The following is a 16,849-nucleotide window of genomic DNA, read 5'->3' as shown; positions in this document are numbered from 1 at the left end:
TAACAGTGTTATGTTACGATGGCTTCAAGGAGTGATAAACATGGAAGAGGATTTGATCTCAAAGAAGCAGCTATTGGATTTAACCGGTATATCCTATGGGCAATTGTACCGCTGGAAGCGGAAACAGTTGATTCCAGAGGAATGGTTTATCCGTAAATCTACGTTTACTGGACAGGAGACTTTTTTTCCAAAAGACATGATCTTGTCCCGTATCGATAATATTATGAATATGAAAGATGGACTTTCTTTGGATGAAATGGCTGATAAGCTATCAGATAAGGCTTCTTTTGACAGAGTAAGTATATCTGCTGCGGAACTTATAGAACGTAACATTGTTTCGTCGATGACGCTGGGGAAATTTGGAGAGAGGCTCGGTGTCAAGAATGGGTATAGCTTCGATCAGCTCACTTATTTATTGGCTGTAGACCGCCTGCTTAGTGCAGGGGAGATGAGTATGGAGGAAGCAGAGCTGCTGTTTCGAACCTTAATGGATAAAGCCTCCAATCTTGAGAGTGGCAGCTGGGAGTTATTTTTTATCCGCAAAATGGGGGTGTCATCCTTTATTCTGGCGCAGGCACCAGCGGAGTTATGGTTCGATGAAGGGGTAAAGCTGGTCAGTAAAATACTCAGTGCAGATGTAATAGAACAATTGAAAGGTAAGCTTGCTTTTAAGCTTGTTGAATAGGGGGTTAGTGTAATGGACAAACGAGAGCTGCCGAATCTGATTATAAACGGAGTCAGCGGGGGGGCCGGAGGTACTTATAACAGCGTGCGAATCGATGGTGTAGGCAAAGTAACGGGACCCATCGTGACGCGAATTTTTAAAGGAAACGGGCATATGAATTTGAAGAATGATCTCTCGGCGGAAGAAGCGGAATGCAATGGGACAATGAAAGTGCTGGGCCATTTACGTTTTAACTCCCTAAAGGTGGACGGAATGATTTCTGTCGGGGAGAGCATTCGGGGAGAAAGCTGCACTCTTCATGGAATGCTGAATATCAAGGGTGATTGTGAGCTTGAGGATTTTGCGGGGGAAGGAAGCTTTAGTGTCGGAGGTTTACTTAGTGCAGGACATGTAGACTTCAAACTGCAAGGGCAGGGAAAGGCACATGAAATTGGTGTGGAGAGTCTAGTGATCCGGCAAACGAACAGTGGAGTCTGGAGCAAAATGTTAAGTGGAATCATCCCTAAATTAAGATCGGAGCTGCGGGCTCGGACTATTGAAGGAGATTTTATTGATTTGGAATATACAACGGCTGATGTTATCAGGGGCAATATTGTGATTGTAGGTCCAGGCTGCACTGTCGAACGGATAGAGTATCGTGATCAGATTACAGTACATCCTGAAGCAAAGGTTGGAAAGGTGGAGAAGATCGGTGACTGAAGAAACAATTCGGAGTAATTTGAAAATAATGGGCACAACGACCTCAGCGGGAGGCTTTTTTCGGGATATTAAGGTTACTGGGGAAGGTCATTTTGAAGGGGATGTAGATTGTGAGAAGCTGAGCCTGACTGGAAATGCCAGGGTAGATGGAAACCTGATAATGACCAAAATGAAAATAACCGGTGAGATGACACTTATGGGTAATCTTGAAGGGGATGCCTTGCGGGGTCAGGGAGAAATTAAAGCAGCCTCCGTAAAAATCGACGATATTCATCTTAACGGTAATTTGGAGGTTAATGGTGATTGTGAAGGTGAACATCTGCGTATTTCGGGCGCTCTCAATGTGGCAGGACTGCTAAGTGCGGAGCAGCTGGAGATCAATTTATATGGTCTAAGTAGAGCGAAAGAGGTTGGAGGCAGTGCTTTAACGATTAAAAAAAGCAAGACCGGAAAATTCCTGCATTTGATGAAGCAGAATCCTAAAGTGCTTTTTGAGGCTGGGCTCATTGAAGGCGATACGATAGAGCTGAACAATACAAAAGCAAATATTGTCAGAGGAGATCGGGTAATCATCGGTGTGGACTGTGAGATCGATACTGTGGAATACCGTAGTGCTTTGGAGATTCACAAGAATGCAATAGTGAGGCATCAAGTGAAGTTGTAACACATAGTTATAGATCTTTTGACAATGGGGAGTGGAATAAATGAGTGCTGCCAAAGCGCCCAATCTGGGCATTGTTATCGCAGGTCTGCTGTTAGGAATACTGATGGCCTCCATGGACAGCACCATCGTTGCTACAGCAATGGGCAATATTGTTGGGGAACTAGGCGGTATGGATAAATTTGTCTGGGTAACATCAGCTTATCTCGTAGCTGAGATGGCGGGGATGCCTATCTTTGGCAAGCTGTCTGATATGTATGGGCGTAAAAAGTTTTTTGTTTTTGGGATTATTGTATTTATGGCGGGTTCAGCGCTTTGCGGGACGGCAGATACGATTACTCAGCTGGCTGCTTATCGGGCGATTCAGGGAATTGGAGGCGGCGCGCTAGTGCCGATTGCTTTTGCCATAATGTTCGACGCCGTACCGCTGGAGACACGGGGTAAGCTGGGCGGTGCATTTGGTGCGGTATTTGGATTATCGAGTATTTTTGGTCCATTGCTAGGCGCGTATATCACCGATCATATTGCTTGGCAGTGGATATTTTATATTAACTTACCGCTTGGACTGTTGGCTTTTGTGATGGTCGTATTCTTTTATAAAGAGTCACATGAGCATTCCAAACAACCTATTGATTGGCTGGGTGCGGGCACACTGCTGGGCTCTGTCATCTGCTTAATGTTTGCGCTGGAGCTGGGTGGAAAAGAGTACGCTTGGAGCTCATCGATGATCCTCGGCTTATTTGCAGCTTTTGCTATATTGGCGGCAGTGTTCCTTTTTGTAGAGACGAGAGCGAAAGAGCCGATCATTTCCTTTGCTTTATTCAAAAAAAGACTGTACGCCGTCAGCATTTTGTGTGCGCTGTTTAGCGGTGCTGCATTTATTGTGGCCTCCGTATATATCCCGATCTTTATCCAAGGTGTATTGGGGGGTTCGGCTACCAATTCAGGACTTGTCCTGCTGCCGATGATGGTCGGCTCAGTAATTACCGCCACAACAGGAGGATTCCTGATGGCAAAAACCAGTTACCGCAATCTGCTGATACCTACGTTTGTACTTTTGGTGATCGGCACAGGACTGGTTGCAACGCTTACTCCGGAAGCGTCCCGTCTCTTGGTTACCTTGTACATGATTTTAATCGGATTAGGCATCGGCGCTTCCTTCTCTGTGTTAAGCACAGCAGCTATTCATGGTCTGACTGCGCAGCAACGCGGCTCCGCCAGCGCAACACTGAATTTTATTCGTTCGCTTGGCATGACCATTGGAATTACCACATTTGGCATTATTCAAAGCCATTATTTCTCGGGCAGTCTAACTAAGTTGCTCACAGCAAATGGAGGAGGAGCTGCTTCTGAGGGGGCTGCTGGGGTTATGGATTTTAAAGATCCGCATTCCCTGCTGTCGCCTGAGACTAGAGCACTCATTCCACCGGAAATTTTGAGCAAAATTACAGAGGGACTTTCCTCTTCCATTGCGAACACCTTCGCTTGGGCGGTTATTCCTGCTGCGTTAGCTTTGCTGGCCTCCTTTTTTATGGGGCGCCAGAAAATGGATGCCTCCGCGGAGGGAATAGTTCAGACGCCCGGGCATTAGGCTGTGGCGGAAGGCGCAGGCATTCGAATGACGAACGGAAAATAGTGTGCATTATGCGGAATGCAGTGAAATGGTTGTAAAGTGATGGAGCAGCTTCTCATTTGAGAGGCTGCTTTTTTATGTGTGGTTAGGAGTAAAAATGAGCATGAACCCTCGAAGTAAGGAAGCTGAGTTCGAAGATTGAGCAAATGCGATGAACTCTGGAAATAAGAGCATCTGAGTCTGACAGCATGAGCAAATGTCATGGATTCAAGAATGAGTCCGACAGCAGGAGGGAATGCGATGAATTCATGAATGAGTCCGATAGCATGAGAGATACGATGAATTCTCCATAGAAGTATGCCTAATTTAGCTGCATGAAGTGTGTTGCGGACCGTATAGTCGCTATTGCTGATTTTTGAGCTACTTTGCCGTAGTTTCGGACTGTATAGCTCTTATCGGCATGCATATGCTCGTATTTGGACTATATTTGTGTGGATAGCTGCACCTGAGTCCGATAGCACGAGGAAAATCGCTGAATTCGGGAAATAAGTGTACCTGGGTCCGATAGTATGAGGGAATGCGATGAACCCAAGAATGAGTCCAATAGCTTGAGCAAAGATGATGGATTCTCAATAGAAGTGCGCCTAAGAATGATTCGAGGAGTGTTGCGGACCGTATAGTCGCTATTGCTGATTTTTGAGTTACTTTGCCGTAGTTTCGGACTGTATAGCTCTTATCGGCATGCATATGCTCGTATTTGGACTATATTTGTGTGGATAGCTGCACCTGAGTCCGATAACACGAGGAAAAGCGCTGAATTCGAGAAATAAGTGCATCTGGGTCCGATGCCAAAACTATGAAGTGTGAAAAACCATAACGGAAGAAGAGAACATAGCACACCACAGTTGATGTAGCAGATGAAGAGGACAAAGCGCACCGTAGTTGATTTAGTGGGAAGAGGACATAACGTACCTTAGTTTGATGTAGCAAACGAGGAGGGTCTAGTTGCCCATAGCGCCCAAGCGCACCTTAGCAAACCATCTCTTTCAGCGGCAGGATGACGGGAATTCCCGTCATCCTGCCGCTTTTTATAAGCCAAAAGGCATGTAGGCTCTCCATCACTAGACCCACAGCGATTAGGTAGAAAATGGTCGAAATATATGCGAATTTGGTTCACAAGCATCAGACGGTTCTCCAGTGAGGCCGTTCTGTGTTCTATCTCGTCATACGTAAAGGTTCTGATACTATGAAAACGTAATCAAAATCTGGGTATAGGAGATTCCGACATGGGGGTACCTTCTGGTGAATTACTTCCCAGCGTCGATCCGGTTCATCGATCCCGCTGGAAGATGAAGAACAAACATAAATTGTTCTTCATGGCTTTTCCGTTTCTTGTTGTCACCTTTATTTTCTATTATCTGCCGATCAGCGGATGGATTTATGCATTTTATGATTTCATTCCCGGAATACCGTTGTCTGACACGCCATATGTCGGGTTGAAATGGTTCAAGACGATTGTATCCAATCCAACACAGACCGCAGAGGTTGTGCGCGTGCTGAAGAACACTCTTGCCATGAGTTCACTTGGACTAATTACCTCGATATTTCCAGTGATCTTTGCGATTTTTCTGACCGAGATTAAGTCAGGCTGGTATCGCAAGATGGTGCAGACGCTAACCACGATTCCGAACTTTATCAGCTGGATTCTGGTATATGCATTGGCTTTCTCGTTGTTCTCCGTTGATAACGGGGTCATCACACACATTTTAGTGCAGCTTGGAGTCGTTGATGAGGGTTATAACTTTTTAGCCTCCAGCTCGAATATTTGGGTCACGATGATCATTTGGTATTGGTGGAAATCGTTAGGCTGGGGTGCCATTCTCTATCTTGCTGCAATCGCAGGCATTGATCAGGAGTTGTATGAAGCCGTAGAGGTGGATGGTGCAAGCCGGTTCCGTAAAATCTGGCATATTACCATTCCGGGTCTTATCCCAACCTTCTTTGTCTTACTGCTGCTCTCCATAGGTAACCTGGTCAATAACGGGATGGAGCAGTACTTTGCCTTTCAAAATGCGATGAATAAAGATTCCATAGAAGTGCTGGATCTTTATGTATACAATATTGCGTTCGCTAACAACTTTCCGTTTGCCACAGCTGTCAGTATGCTGAAGTCGGTCGTCAGTGTAATTCTACTGTTCGCGGCAAACACATTATCCAAGATGGTGCGTGACGAATCTATCATTTAAGGCAGGGGTGATCCCATTTGAGAAAGAAAAAACTAACTTCTGGAGAATTAATCTTTCAAATTATTATCTACACACTCTTTGGATTGTTCACCCTGTCATGCATTTATCCATTCTACTATTTGTTCATTAATACGATCAGTTCGAATGATCTTAGCGCAGCAGGGTATATCAAATTTTATCCAAGGCAGATCCATTTTGATAATTATAGTAAGGTTCTAAGAATCAGTGGTTTAGGTCATGCGGCGACAGTCTCTATTTATAGAACAGTTGTAGGTACTTTGCTCACCGTTGGATCTTCGGCATTCCTTGGGTACTTGTTCACCAAAAAGGAAATGTGGGGCCGGAGTATTTGGTACCGCAGTGTTGTAGTTACGATGTATTTCAGCGCAGGGCTGATCCCATGGTATATCACCATGCATAACTTGCATCTGACTAATAACTACCTGGCTTATATTTTGCCAACCATTATTACTCCTTTTAATATCATTTTGGTCAAAACCTTCGTCGAGGCTATTCCGCCCTCACTTGAGGAGTCGGCGTCAATGGATGGAGCAGGGTACTTCCGGGTGTTCTGGAGTATCATTGTTCCTCTTACAACGCCTATCTTGGCTACGATTACGATTTTCTCAGCGGTGAATCAGTGGAATGCCTTTATTGATACGGCATTTCTGATGACAGATACGAAATACTTTACGCTCCAGTTCTTATTATGGCGTTATTTGAACGAATCCAGCTCACTCGCAGCCTTAATACGTAATTCGCCAGATATGGCCGCTAGTGCAGCGAATATGCAGACTCCAACCTCTGTGCGGATGACTGTAACGATGATCGTCGTATTGCCGATTTTGATCGTGTATCCGTTCTTCCAACGCTTTTTTGTCAAAGGAATTATGATCGGTGCGGTTAAAGGCTGATGGGTGGCCACTTTGGACCAGAACTGGGTTTTCCTCTGCTATAAGCAGAGTTGAACTATAAGTGAAGAGATGAAAGGGAGGGTATAAAGCAATGAGATTAAGAAGAGCATCGCTTGTCATGCTATCCGTAATCCTGGTCTTCGTTCTTGCAGCATGTGGCGGGGGGAATAATTCGGCTAACTCGGGCAAAAACACGAGCACAGAGAAACCTACGTCGGCTGCCACGAATGCCCCGGCGGAAGAGACAGCAGCACCGGATGACGGAGCGCTTGATCATTCCAAGCCACTGAAGCTGACTGTATTCTCAACAACCGCTAACTATGCCGGTCCACAGACCGGATGGTTTGCAAAAATCATCAAGGATAAGTTCAACATCGAAATGGACATTGTAGCTTCAAACCTGACTGGTGGAGATACCAAAATCTCTGCAATGATGGCTTCCGGAGATCTTGGAGATATCATCATTTTCGGTGACGACAAGAACCACTATCCAAACGCCATCAAAGGAAAGCTGCTCTTGGACTGGACACAGGACGGTCTTTTGGACAAATACGGAAAAGACATTTCCAGCACTTTTCCAAAAGCTATTGAGAAAGCAAAGGTAGCTTTTGGCGGTGGATCATCAGTCTTTGGTATGGGGAACAGCGTAGCTTCTAACCCATCCGGACCTTCTGAAGGAAAAGATATGACTTGGGGTCCAGATCTGCGCTTTGATCTTTACCAGCAAATTGGAGCGCCAGAAATTACAAAGATTGAAGATTATCTGCCTGTGCTGAAAAAAATGCAAGAGCTCGAGCCTAAGAACGAACAAGGCAAAAAAACCTATGCTTTCTCGATGTGGTCTGATTGGGATGGCAACTATAAAATGACATTGGCTAAACAGTTCGCAAACATGATGGGCTATGACGAAATTCCTGATACTGCTGTGTATGTTAAGGCAGATGAAGAAAAGTATTATGACTTCTTATCTGAAGATAGCTGGTACATGAAATCTCTCAAACTGTATTTTGAAGCTAACCAAATGGGTCTGGTTGATCCGGACTCTATGACGCAAAAATTTGACGATGTTGTAGCGAAATACAAAGATGGTCGTCTATTGTTCTCTTGGTTCCCATGGCTTGGAGCTGCTAACTACAATACACCAGAAAGAACAGCCGAAGGTAAAGGTTTTGCACTGGTTCCGTTCAAAGATGAATTGATGTATTCCACAGGCTTCAATGTTTACGGTGGTAACGGTATTATTGCAATCGGCGCAAAAGCTAAGGAACCTGCTAGAATTATGGAATTCATTAACTGGATGTACACACCGGAAGGTGCAATGATTTCTGCAGGAAGTGGAACAGCAGTACCTAACGGACCTCAAGGTCTGACTTGGGATATTGATGCAAACGGCAAACCTGCAGTGACTGATTTTGGTTGGAAAGCTTATACTGATCAACAGAATACTCAAGTTCCTGCTGAATACGGCGGGGGTGACTACTACTATGGCTCCAATCAAATGAACTTCTCGTTTGTGGTTCCGGCGATGGTGAATCCAGAGAATAGTGAGCCATTCGATCATAATCTGTGGACAACAACCCTAGAGCGTAACCCTTCCAAGCTTGATAGTGACTGGAGAGCGAAAATGGGCGTTCTGACTCCTAAGGAGTATTTTGAGAAAAACAATCTATTGGCTGTAGCACCACAAGGTTTCACTGGCAAAGAGCCATTAACCATGGATAAAACAGTGGAACAAAAGAATAAACAAATCGGTACGGTTATTCAACAGATTTCCTGGAAAATGGTCTTTGCTAAAGATCAAGCGGAATACGATAAGTTGAATAAAGAAATGCATGATAAGGTAAATGGTCTTGGGTATTCCGAAGTTATGGATTTCTCGATTAAAAAGGCTGAGGAATTGTTCGAGGCCCGTAAAAGCGTTAAATAAACACGGCTAGTAACTATAAAATAAGGCGGGGCGGCGTGGAGGCTGTTCTGCCTTATTCTATTCAATTAAGGATAAATGTGGTATTCTCACATTAATATAAAACGCTTTCAGATAGAAAGAAGAGGATAATCCAGATGGTAAGAGTACCCCTGCGGAGTCATACTCCAGCTGTCAAATCCTTACGCAATACCTTATTTATCTATCTAGTAATCGGAACACTACTTCCGCTTCTCTTAGTAGGATTCGTAACCTACACCTCTATTTACTCCATCCTTTCAGGTAAAATTGGCAACGGGATCAGCGCTAGTCTAAGGCAGGAAGCCTCAAGCCTGGAGAATGCCATCGACAATATGGATTTTGCCTCCAAACAGTTTGCTTTGGACGGTCAGATTGTGCAGGAGATGTCCTCATTTATTCAGGAAAAACAAATTTTTCGCAAATCGCAAATGATGAATTCCATCAACCAGAAGATCAATCTAGTCAATTTTACGAACCCTTATATTGGACTTACAGCCTACATTATGCCGGACAGCGATGATCCCGTTCTGTTCACCAACATGAGCGCACGCAGAAATTTTGATATCAGTACATTGCCGTCCTTTATGCGATATAACGGGGCTGACTATTATGGACCACATCCCACTATGTACGCTGTTGGTGATAATCTCGTGTTCTCGGAGCAGCGGATTGTCCGTGTGCCGGGCCAGCATAAGCTATATATTTATTTGGAGACAAATTATAGTTTGTTTCGCAAAATCTTTAATCAGGAGTCCTACGGGATGAAAGTAAATCATCTGCTGGTCAATCAGCAAGGTAATAGTACAAAAGTGATCGATGGCAAACTTCCGCTAAGTATTATTAAAGCTGCGGGAAGCAACTCCAATCTCACCCATGAAACGCTAAGCGGATATCATCTGTTTCGTTACGCGAGTCCTCAGGGCTGGAAACTTATTGCCGTTGTGAAAAAATCCGAATTCAACAGTGAAATTTATTCTTGGTTTTTTAAAATGATCTTACTTGCCTTTTCCACCCTTCTTTTTGCCGGATTTCTGGCTTGGATCATCTGGAGGAAAATTTATGGTCCGTTGCGTAAGGTCAACCTTGAAATCAACCGAATGGCGGAAAATGTTACCGCTCCGGTAGCCTATACGAATGTAGAAGAATTTGATTTCGTGCTTACCAACTTTCAGCAGATGAAAAAACAGGTGAATGAGCTGATTGTTGCGGTTGCCCATAATGAGAAACAGAAAAGCCAATTTGAGATTGAGAAGTTGCTCAGCCAGATCAATCCTCATTTTTTGCATAATACCTTAAATACGGTACAGTGGATGGCCCGGCTAAACGGCCAGAAGGAGATCGACAAGCTGGTCACTCTTCTTGTAAAGGTGCTGCATTATAATCTGGGCAAGCAAAGCATCATTGTTACCATTGGCGAGGAAATTGAAGCGATTCGAAATTATATGGAGCTGCAGCGTATCCGTTATGATTATGAATTTGAATTTAACGTTGAAGCTGATGAGGATGTATTGTCTGTGGCTGTCCCGAGATTTTTACTTCAGCCTCTGGTGGAGAACTCGATTTATCATGGATTAAGCGATAATGGCAAGGTAGATGTTGAGATAACGAAACATGGTGAAGGAGAAGTTCAGTTATGTGTAAAAGATAACGGCGCTGGGATGGATGCAGATACATTAGATCAGCTGTTGTCTGATGATGGAGCGAAAAAACGGGGACTTGGAATTGGTTTTTCATATGTGAACCGGATGCTTAGAACCTATTATGGAGAACAATTGAAGCTAGAGATGTTTAGTAAGCCAGGAGAAGGTACGGTTGTATCCATTGTGATTCCGAGGAAAGGTAAGGAGGACTTCGATGATTAAGGCTGTAGTTGTCGATGACGAGAGACTCGTGCGGAAAGGCTTCATATCCCTGATCGATTGGTCATCCTTAGGGATTGTTATAGTTGGGGAGGCAGGTGATGGTAAATCTGCTTTGGAGCTGCTTCAACAGCAGGAAGTAGATTTATTATTTGTGGATTTGACCATGCCGGGTATTTCAGGCTTCGAGCTCATTAAAATGGTTAGACAACGTTTCCCAGGTATTCGCTGTGTTGTCCTTACTTGTCATCATGAATTTGACTATGTTCAGGAGGCTATGCGTTTAGGAGCCGTTGACTATATTGTAAAAACACTGCTTGAGATGGAAAATGCAGATGAAACTATCAGACGTCTTGTTGATCGCATTAAATGGGAGGACAATACTCGGGATGCTCTGGTTCGTGGGGAAAGTAAACGTATGGCTGCTGATAAGGCTCTGCTGTATTTGCCCCTAAATCATCAGTGCAATGAAGAAGAATTATTTCAGCTGTCCAGCGTGAAAAATAATCCGCTTATTACTTTTCATGAGATGTGGATGTCACCCTTATTGCATCGTTTCTCAATAGATGAGAGCAAACGTGAACTAAAGATCCAGCTATCCGGACGATGGCAGACCGCGCTGATCAGTGGATTGAGAGATCAACCGTTGCAGGAACTGGAGGAACAGCTCACTGCGAAATTACGCCGTATTCTATTTTATCATCCAGAACCTGAGGATTTGACCTCATTGAAATATGAAGACATAAAGAAGGAACCAGTGGCTCCCTATTCAAAACAAGAGGCGGATAATTTGCTGGAGCAAGTACAGAATTTGAAGTGGACAATTGATGGAAAGGAGTGGGAGAAATTTGTAGCAAACATACTTCAGCAGAAACCCCGTTCTGATCAGTTTCTGGCGTTTGCACACTCTCTAATACAAAGCTGGAGTTCTTTACTATTAAAGCCTGAAGATGCTGCTCAACTGGAAAAGGACATTTCCCATAATCTGAACTGGTGCCATTGGAAGAACTGGCTGCGGCGATTTTCTGATCATGTGGGACGAAGAATGCTGGAGCTTGGATTAACTAAAGAGGTTATGTCCTGTCTTATTCGTGCAGTTCGTTATATGCAGAGCCATGCAGGTGACAAAATCAATCAGAGCGACGTAGCAGCCGTCATTAATATGAGCCGTGGTTATTTCAGCCAATGTTTCGCTCGTTTTGCCGGAGAGACATTTGGTGAATGTTTACGGGGAATGCGGCTGGAGCTTGCTAAATCACTGCTGCTGGAGACTACACTTCCGGTCTGTGAGATTGCCTCGCGGTCCGGTTTTGAGGATGATCGTTATTTCAGCAGATTGTTCAGAGAACGTATTGGTAAATTACCAAGTGAATTCCGTGCGGAGGGGAAAAACCAAATATGAAATTTTGGAAATTTATCCTCCTAGTGTTTATGGTCATTGGAATGACATCATGTCGTGACAATATCGGTACTGTAGATTCGGTTACAAGCCCTCAGGCAGGAGATGAAGATACTTCTATCGCTTATAGCAAATACGAGGATCCGATTGTGATCCGAGTGGGATTTAAGGTTCCCGACTCGCGACTTAATACAGGTGACAGCAATGATAACAATCCAATCACCCGTTATTTAGAGAGTATTACGAATATCAAAGTGGTTCACTCGTGGGAAGCGAAGGGTGAGGATGCTTTTACGCAAAAGGTACAGCTTGCCATTGATAGCAACGATTTGCCTGATGCCATGGTTGTGGATCGGGATCAACTGAAGAAATTAATTGATAATGATATGATTGAAGATTTGACAGAGACTTATAAAATATATGGTTCTGAACTTATCAAGGATATGTACAATTCTACAAAGGGTGAGGCATTAGAGGACGCTTCCCGCGAGGGTAAATTATATGGATTACCGAATGTAGCTATTGATGCAGACTCTCCCGTGCTGCTCTGGGTACGTCAGGATTGGCTGGAGAAGCTGGAGCTGCGGCCTCCACAAACTTTTGAAGACATCGAGAAAATTGCCAAAGCTTTTATTGAAAAAGACCCTGATGGAAATGGAAAAAGAGATACTGTCGGTCTAAGCGGCTACAAAAATATCGTATATGGAACTAAACCATTAGTTAATGGTCTGGATGCTGTGTTTAGTGCATTTCACGCTTTCCCCACGAATTGGATTAAGGATAACAACGGCAATATCGTGTATGGCTCCATTACACCAGAGACCAAACAAGCGCTTGCTAAACTTGCTGATTGGTATAAACGCGGGTTGCTGGATCCGGACTTTGCACTCTATAAGGAAACTCAGGAGCCAATTATTACAGGTAAATCCGGAATGTTTTTTGGTCCTTGGTGGATGCCTTATTATCCTTTGTCAGAGGCAGTAGCTTTGGATACGAAGGCAGAATGGAGAGCATATGCAGCTCCAGTTGACGACTCCGGTAAGTTTGTCGCTCATTTGGCGCCGGTAACAGATCGATATCTTGTTGTGCGTAAAGGGTTTGAACATCCTGAGGCTGTAATCAAGCAATTAAACGTGTTTACAAGACTCGAAAGAAGACAGGACCCTAATCAAGAGGAGGTAAAAAAGCTGGGTGATTTCTCTGCGCAGACAGGCATTCAGCTGCGTGCTTATTATCCGTTCGATCTTCTGATAGATTATAGGGATGCGATTGAGAAACATTATGCTGATATCCAGCAGGCTTTGCACGGAAAGATAGACCCGGATACATTAAATTCTGATACCCGGCTCATTTATGATCAATGGGTAGCGGAGACAGAGCAGCCCAAAAAAGATCTTGAAGGCTGGAAAGCAGCGAATGCGTATAAATACGGAGTAGCTGTGTTAACCTCAACTGCTATAGAGGGAGTGCGTGGGGTCTTTTATGGGAACACCAGACTAATGAAGACCAAATGGCCGGATCTGCAGAATCTGGAGAATGAGACGTTCTTAAATATCATCGTGGGTGATTCACCGCTTAGTGATTTTGATGCGTTTGTAGCTAAATGGAAGAGTATGGGCGGGGAAGAGATTACGGAAGAAGTTACTGAGCTTGTAAAGCAAAAGTAAACGTGGGATGCCTCAACAGCCAAGTGGCTTTGGGACATCCTTTTTTCTTGTGTTCTATTCTTCGTTTTTGCTGATCTTTTGCAGCAGGAAATGTAGTTGCTCTACTTCTTCATCGGTTAAATGGCCAACAAGGCTTTTATTAAATTCATCTAAGATGGACTGTAAAACTGGGAAGAAATCAATGGCTTTCGGGGTAGGATATAGAAGGTGAGAGCGTCGATCATTAGGATCGTCTTTGCGCTCGATATATCCCGAATTCTCTAATTGCTTCACAGAACGTGCTGTAGTTGCTTTATCGAACTTCAATTCGGCAGTTAACTGATCCTGAGTAATGCCTGGCCGAGAAAGAATCAATTTAAGAAAACTATGCTGTCCACCACTACCGATTCCATAGGGGACAAATTGCTTAACCAGTTTCTTTTGATTTTGACGGTGAAGATGGGAAATTAGCTTCCCGATAGGCTCTCTTGCCAATATAGACACCTCTTTGGGTTATATGTTCGCTCATTTGTTGCCTTGAAATAAAGTGTACAATAAAGTCGTTGCGCACGCAACTAAATTGTTGTACACTGGGTATGGCGAGTTTGGTTGCGTGCGCAACTAAACAGTGATTATTAATATTTAATGAGGTGTTAGTTATGAGTTCTGTAAGTGCAACCTACCAGGAGGATAAAGAAATTCAGAAGAAGCGCTGGATGATCTTAATTGTTCTGAATATTTTTACGTTTATGTCCACCCTTGATGGTAGTATTGTCAATATTGCTCTGCCTGAGCTATCCAAACAACTGAAGCTGCCCATGGCGCAAATCGAATGGGTAACAACAGGTTATTTAATGGCGATCTGTGCGGCGATCCTTTTCTTCGGCAAGCTTGGAGATATCGTAGGAAAGATTCGAATTTTTAAGATTGGCACGATTATATTTGTTATTGGATCTATGCTGTGTGGGCTTAGCGTAAGCTTACCAGCCTTAATTGCTTCGCGTGTTATTCAAGCCTTAGGTGCTTCGATGACCATGGCGAACAGTCAGGGAATTGTAACGGATATCTTTCCTGCCACGGAGCGTGGTAAAGCCCTTGGTTTCATTGGTACATTCGTGTCTCTGGGAAGTATAGCCGGTCCAAGTCTAGGCGGGATTATGGTTTCTACCTTAGGCTGGGAGTATATCTTTTGGGTAAACGTCCCTATTGGCCTGATCGCTATATTTTTTGGCTGGAAGGTATTGCCTAAGGATTTAACGAGAGTGAAATCTTCGATTGATGTGCCGGGCAGTTTACTGTTCGCTGTCTTTATTATTACTTTGTTCGCAGGATTATTACTAGGTCAACAGCTTGGATATGGTAACAGCTTAATTGTTACATCAATAATTGTTGCTGTAGTCAGCTTCGTTGCTTTCATATGGATGGAGCTTCGCAGAAAAGAACCGCTGTTGCAACTGTCATTATTTAAGAATCCGTTGTTTTCTTTAAGTATCTTATGTGGTTTTCTCGTATTTACAGCGAATTTCTGCTTCAATATTATCGCGCCGTTTTATGCACAGAACATGCTTAATTTATCGCCATTCTATGCAGGTTTCTTGTTGATGCTGTTGCCGATATGCATGGTAGTCGTGGCTCCAATGAGTGGTGCGCTATCGGATAAAATAGGCTCGGAATTTTTGACTTTTGCAGGGCTGGTGGTCATGGTTATCGCGCAGTTCGGATTAGCTCAGCTTCATGTAGGAAGCTCTGTTGTGCTGGTAGGTGTGTGGATCGCTATGCTGGGTATAGGAAGTGGTCTATTTCAATCGCCGAACAATTCGCTTGTCATGTCTAAGGTATCAAGAACACAGCTTGGTTCTGCGGGTAGTGTCAATTCGTTAGTTCGTAATGTTGGTATGGTTGTCGGCATAACAATTGCTACTACAATTCTTTTTCAAGTGATGAGCACTAGAGCAGGTTATCGGGTGACAGGGTTAGTTCCCGGTCGGCCAGAGTTATTTATCGAGGGTATGCATGTAGTGTTTGTAACCTCGGCATCGATATGTTTAGTGGCTGCTTTATTAACTGGCTGGAGATTGGTGAGTGCAAGAAGCGCCAGAGTGCAGTCATCGGAAAGATAACATAGAATGAAAAAGATCCTTCTGGCGCTACGGCTAAGAAGGATCTTCTTTGTGATGAAATTGCAGGGCTTCCTTAACGGCCTGCAAGTATTGATATTGATAACGCACATCCGGTTCTAGGTAGGCACCTTCAGCCCATTCATTCCAGGCATTGATATAAATATATTCACTTTTGAACATTTTTTTGGCGCGCTCAATTTGTCGTGAAAGGTATTGGCCGAATTTTTGCGGATTAGCGCCTAAGGTGCTTTGTCCGGCAGCGCCTTTACGTGGTGTGTTATCCCAGTTGACAAAGGCTCCCGGATATATGATTTCTCCGTCCCTATGGGGTGTACGCTCCAACATGGATTCCCATAACTCGTCATAATCAATTACGATATGCTTCTGATCCTCCACCTGCTTTGAGCTCCATAAATGCTTAACCCCGCCATGTGCGAATGTGTAATGCGGCTCAAATTCCAGACTGGCATCGAATCCTTGCTCTTTCTTTAGGGGGAAACCGCCCAGTGTCCGGACCAGATGAAGTCCTTTAAGTCCGTTCTGCAGAGCCAATTCGCGCCAATATTGAAGCATTTCTTCACAGTGCGGGATACTAGCAGATCGATAAATGATAAAGACAGGCTTATCCTCCACCCGGATATATCGATCATCTTTGAAGGCTTCCAGCAAAGCATAAAAGTGCATTCGCCAATCGCGTTCTTCTCCGTATTCCTGTGGCATCAGGACATCCTCTTCGGTGCCATCCCAGCTACGTGTCCAGGGTTCGTTAGCCCAAGAAAGGCAAAAGGGGAAGTCAGGCTCTTTGCTCGCAAGAATCTGTTGAACCGGTTGTTCCAGTAGTCGCCTGCCATTAAACCAATAGTGATAATAGCAAAAACCGTAAATGCCATGAGCCTTTGCAGTCTCCACCTGCCACTGTTTCACTTTAGGTTCCGTTAAATCATAGTAATTATTATTTAATGGCTTCTTGGGTTGATCATGTTCAGGATAAAGAGCTGTAGCCTTCCTGACATTTGTCCATTCTGTAAAACCCTCACCCCACCAGGAATCGTTCTCAGAGATCTGATGAAACTGAGGCAATACAAAAGCAATGCATTTCAAG

General features: G+C 44.0%; 13 protein-coding genes. 11 read left to right on the top strand and 2 right to left on the bottom strand.

The window, feature by feature from the left end:
* The first annotated feature begins 40 nt into the window (after positions 1 to 40).
* The 10 genes from MKZ09_RS22770 to MKZ09_RS22725 all read left to right on the top strand — a co-directional run bounded on the left by MKZ09_RS22770 (position 41) and on the right by MKZ09_RS22725 (position 13,648).
* The gene (locus tag MKZ09_RS22770; protein ID WP_076134635.1) at positions 41 to 685 is read left to right on the top strand and encodes a YhbD family protein; all 645 of its coding nucleotides are present in this window, start codon (positions 41 to 43) and stop codon (positions 683 to 685) included.
* A 12-nt stretch (positions 686 to 697) separates the two neighbouring features.
* Positions 698 to 1,384 (top strand): hypothetical protein, encoded by a 687-nt coding sequence (locus MKZ09_RS22765; protein WP_076134634.1) that lies wholly within the window; start codon positions 698 to 700, stop codon positions 1,382 to 1,384.
* Positions 1,377 to 2,048 (top strand): hypothetical protein, encoded by a 672-nt coding sequence (locus MKZ09_RS22760; RefSeq protein WP_076134633.1) that lies wholly within the window; start codon positions 1,377 to 1,379, stop codon positions 2,046 to 2,048. Before MKZ09_RS22765 ends, MKZ09_RS22760 begins: the two co-directional genes overlap by 8 nt.
* A gap of 40 nt (positions 2,049 to 2,088) precedes the next feature.
* The gene (locus MKZ09_RS22755; protein ID WP_076134632.1) at positions 2,089 to 3,636 is read left to right on the top strand and encodes an MDR family MFS transporter; all 1,548 of its coding nucleotides are present in this window, start codon (positions 2,089 to 2,091) and stop codon (positions 3,634 to 3,636) included.
* 1,268 nt (positions 3,637 to 4,904) lie between these two features.
* A complete protein-coding gene (locus MKZ09_RS22750; RefSeq protein ID WP_076201376.1) occupies positions 4,905 to 5,864 on the top strand; it encodes an ABC transporter permease in 960 nt (319 codons plus the stop codon).
* Between the two features lie 17 nt (positions 5,865 to 5,881).
* Positions 5,882 to 6,778 (top strand): carbohydrate ABC transporter permease, encoded by an 897-nt coding sequence (locus MKZ09_RS22745; RefSeq protein WP_036685756.1) that lies wholly within the window; start codon positions 5,882 to 5,884, stop codon positions 6,776 to 6,778.
* 91 nt (positions 6,779 to 6,869) lie between these two features.
* Positions 6,870 to 8,705 (top strand): ABC transporter substrate-binding protein, encoded by a 1,836-nt coding sequence (locus MKZ09_RS22740; protein ID WP_076201378.1) that lies wholly within the window; start codon positions 6,870 to 6,872, stop codon positions 8,703 to 8,705.
* Positions 8,706 to 8,839: 134 nt separating this feature from the next.
* Entirely contained in the window at positions 8,840 to 10,585 is a 1,746-nt protein-coding gene (locus MKZ09_RS22735) for a sensor histidine kinase (protein WP_076201380.1), read from the top strand.
* Entirely contained in the window at positions 10,578 to 11,984 is a 1,407-nt protein-coding gene (locus MKZ09_RS22730; RefSeq protein ID WP_076201383.1) for a response regulator transcription factor, read from the top strand. Before MKZ09_RS22735 ends, MKZ09_RS22730 begins: the two co-directional genes overlap by 8 nt.
* Positions 11,981 to 13,648 carry an extracellular solute-binding protein gene (locus MKZ09_RS22725; protein ID WP_076201385.1) on the top strand — a complete coding sequence of 556 codons (1,668 nt, stop codon included), beginning with the start codon at positions 11,981 to 11,983 and terminating at the stop codon, positions 13,646 to 13,648. The genes MKZ09_RS22730 and MKZ09_RS22725 overlap by 4 nt, the downstream gene beginning before the upstream one ends.
* A 54-nt stretch (positions 13,649 to 13,702) precedes the next feature.
* Here MKZ09_RS22725 and MKZ09_RS22720 read toward each other — a convergent pair whose 3' ends face one another.
* Positions 13,703 to 14,122, bottom strand: coding sequence for a MarR family winged helix-turn-helix transcriptional regulator (locus MKZ09_RS22720; RefSeq protein WP_076130769.1), 420 nt, complete (start codon positions 14,120 to 14,122; stop codon positions 13,703 to 13,705).
* A 164-nt stretch (positions 14,123 to 14,286) separates the two neighbouring features.
* Here MKZ09_RS22720 and MKZ09_RS22715 point away from each other — a divergent pair, with 164 nt between their 5' ends.
* Entirely contained in the window at positions 14,287 to 15,747 is a 1,461-nt protein-coding gene (locus MKZ09_RS22715) for an MFS transporter (RefSeq protein ID WP_076201387.1), read from the top strand.
* Between the two features lie 33 nt (positions 15,748 to 15,780).
* Here MKZ09_RS22715 and MKZ09_RS22710 read toward each other — a convergent pair whose 3' ends face one another.
* Positions 15,781 to 16,848, bottom strand: coding sequence for a glycosyltransferase WbsX family protein (locus tag MKZ09_RS22710; protein ID WP_076201390.1), 1,068 nt, complete (start codon positions 16,846 to 16,848; stop codon positions 15,781 to 15,783).
* Position 16,849 lies beyond the last annotated feature (1 nt).

Source organism: Paenibacillus sp. FSL R5-0908 (assembly GCF_038006245.1).
GTDB lineage: Bacteria > Bacillota > Bacilli > Paenibacillales > Paenibacillaceae > Paenibacillus_AQ > Paenibacillus_AQ odorifer.
This window is presented reverse-complemented; position numbering and strand designations above follow the sequence as displayed.

Excerpts from the sequence above, each read along its gene's own strand:
- MKZ09_RS22770 (WP_076134635.1), top strand. The coding sequence starts at position 41 with ATGGAAGAGGATTTGATCTCAAAGAAGCAGCTATTGGATTTAACCGGT.
- MKZ09_RS22765 (WP_076134634.1), top strand. The coding sequence starts at position 698 with ATGGACAAACGAGAGCTGCCGAATCTGATTATAAACGGAGTCAGCGGG.
- MKZ09_RS22755 (WP_076134632.1), top strand. The coding sequence starts at position 2,089 with ATGAGTGCTGCCAAAGCGCCCAATCTGGGCATTGTTATCGCAGGTCTG.
- MKZ09_RS22750 (WP_076201376.1), top strand. The coding sequence starts at position 4,905 with ATGGGGGTACCTTCTGGTGAATTACTTCCCAGCGTCGATCCGGTTCAT.
- MKZ09_RS22740 (WP_076201378.1), top strand. The coding sequence starts at position 6,870 with ATGAGATTAAGAAGAGCATCGCTTGTCATGCTATCCGTAATCCTGGTC.
- MKZ09_RS22735 (WP_076201380.1), top strand. The coding sequence starts at position 8,840 with ATGGTAAGAGTACCCCTGCGGAGTCATACTCCAGCTGTCAAATCCTTA.
- MKZ09_RS22730 (WP_076201383.1), top strand. The coding sequence starts at position 10,578 with ATGATTAAGGCTGTAGTTGTCGATGACGAGAGACTCGTGCGGAAAGGC.
- MKZ09_RS22725 (WP_076201385.1), top strand. The coding sequence starts at position 11,981 with ATGAAATTTTGGAAATTTATCCTCCTAGTGTTTATGGTCATTGGAATG.
- MKZ09_RS22715 (WP_076201387.1), top strand. The coding sequence starts at position 14,287 with ATGAGTTCTGTAAGTGCAACCTACCAGGAGGATAAAGAAATTCAGAAG.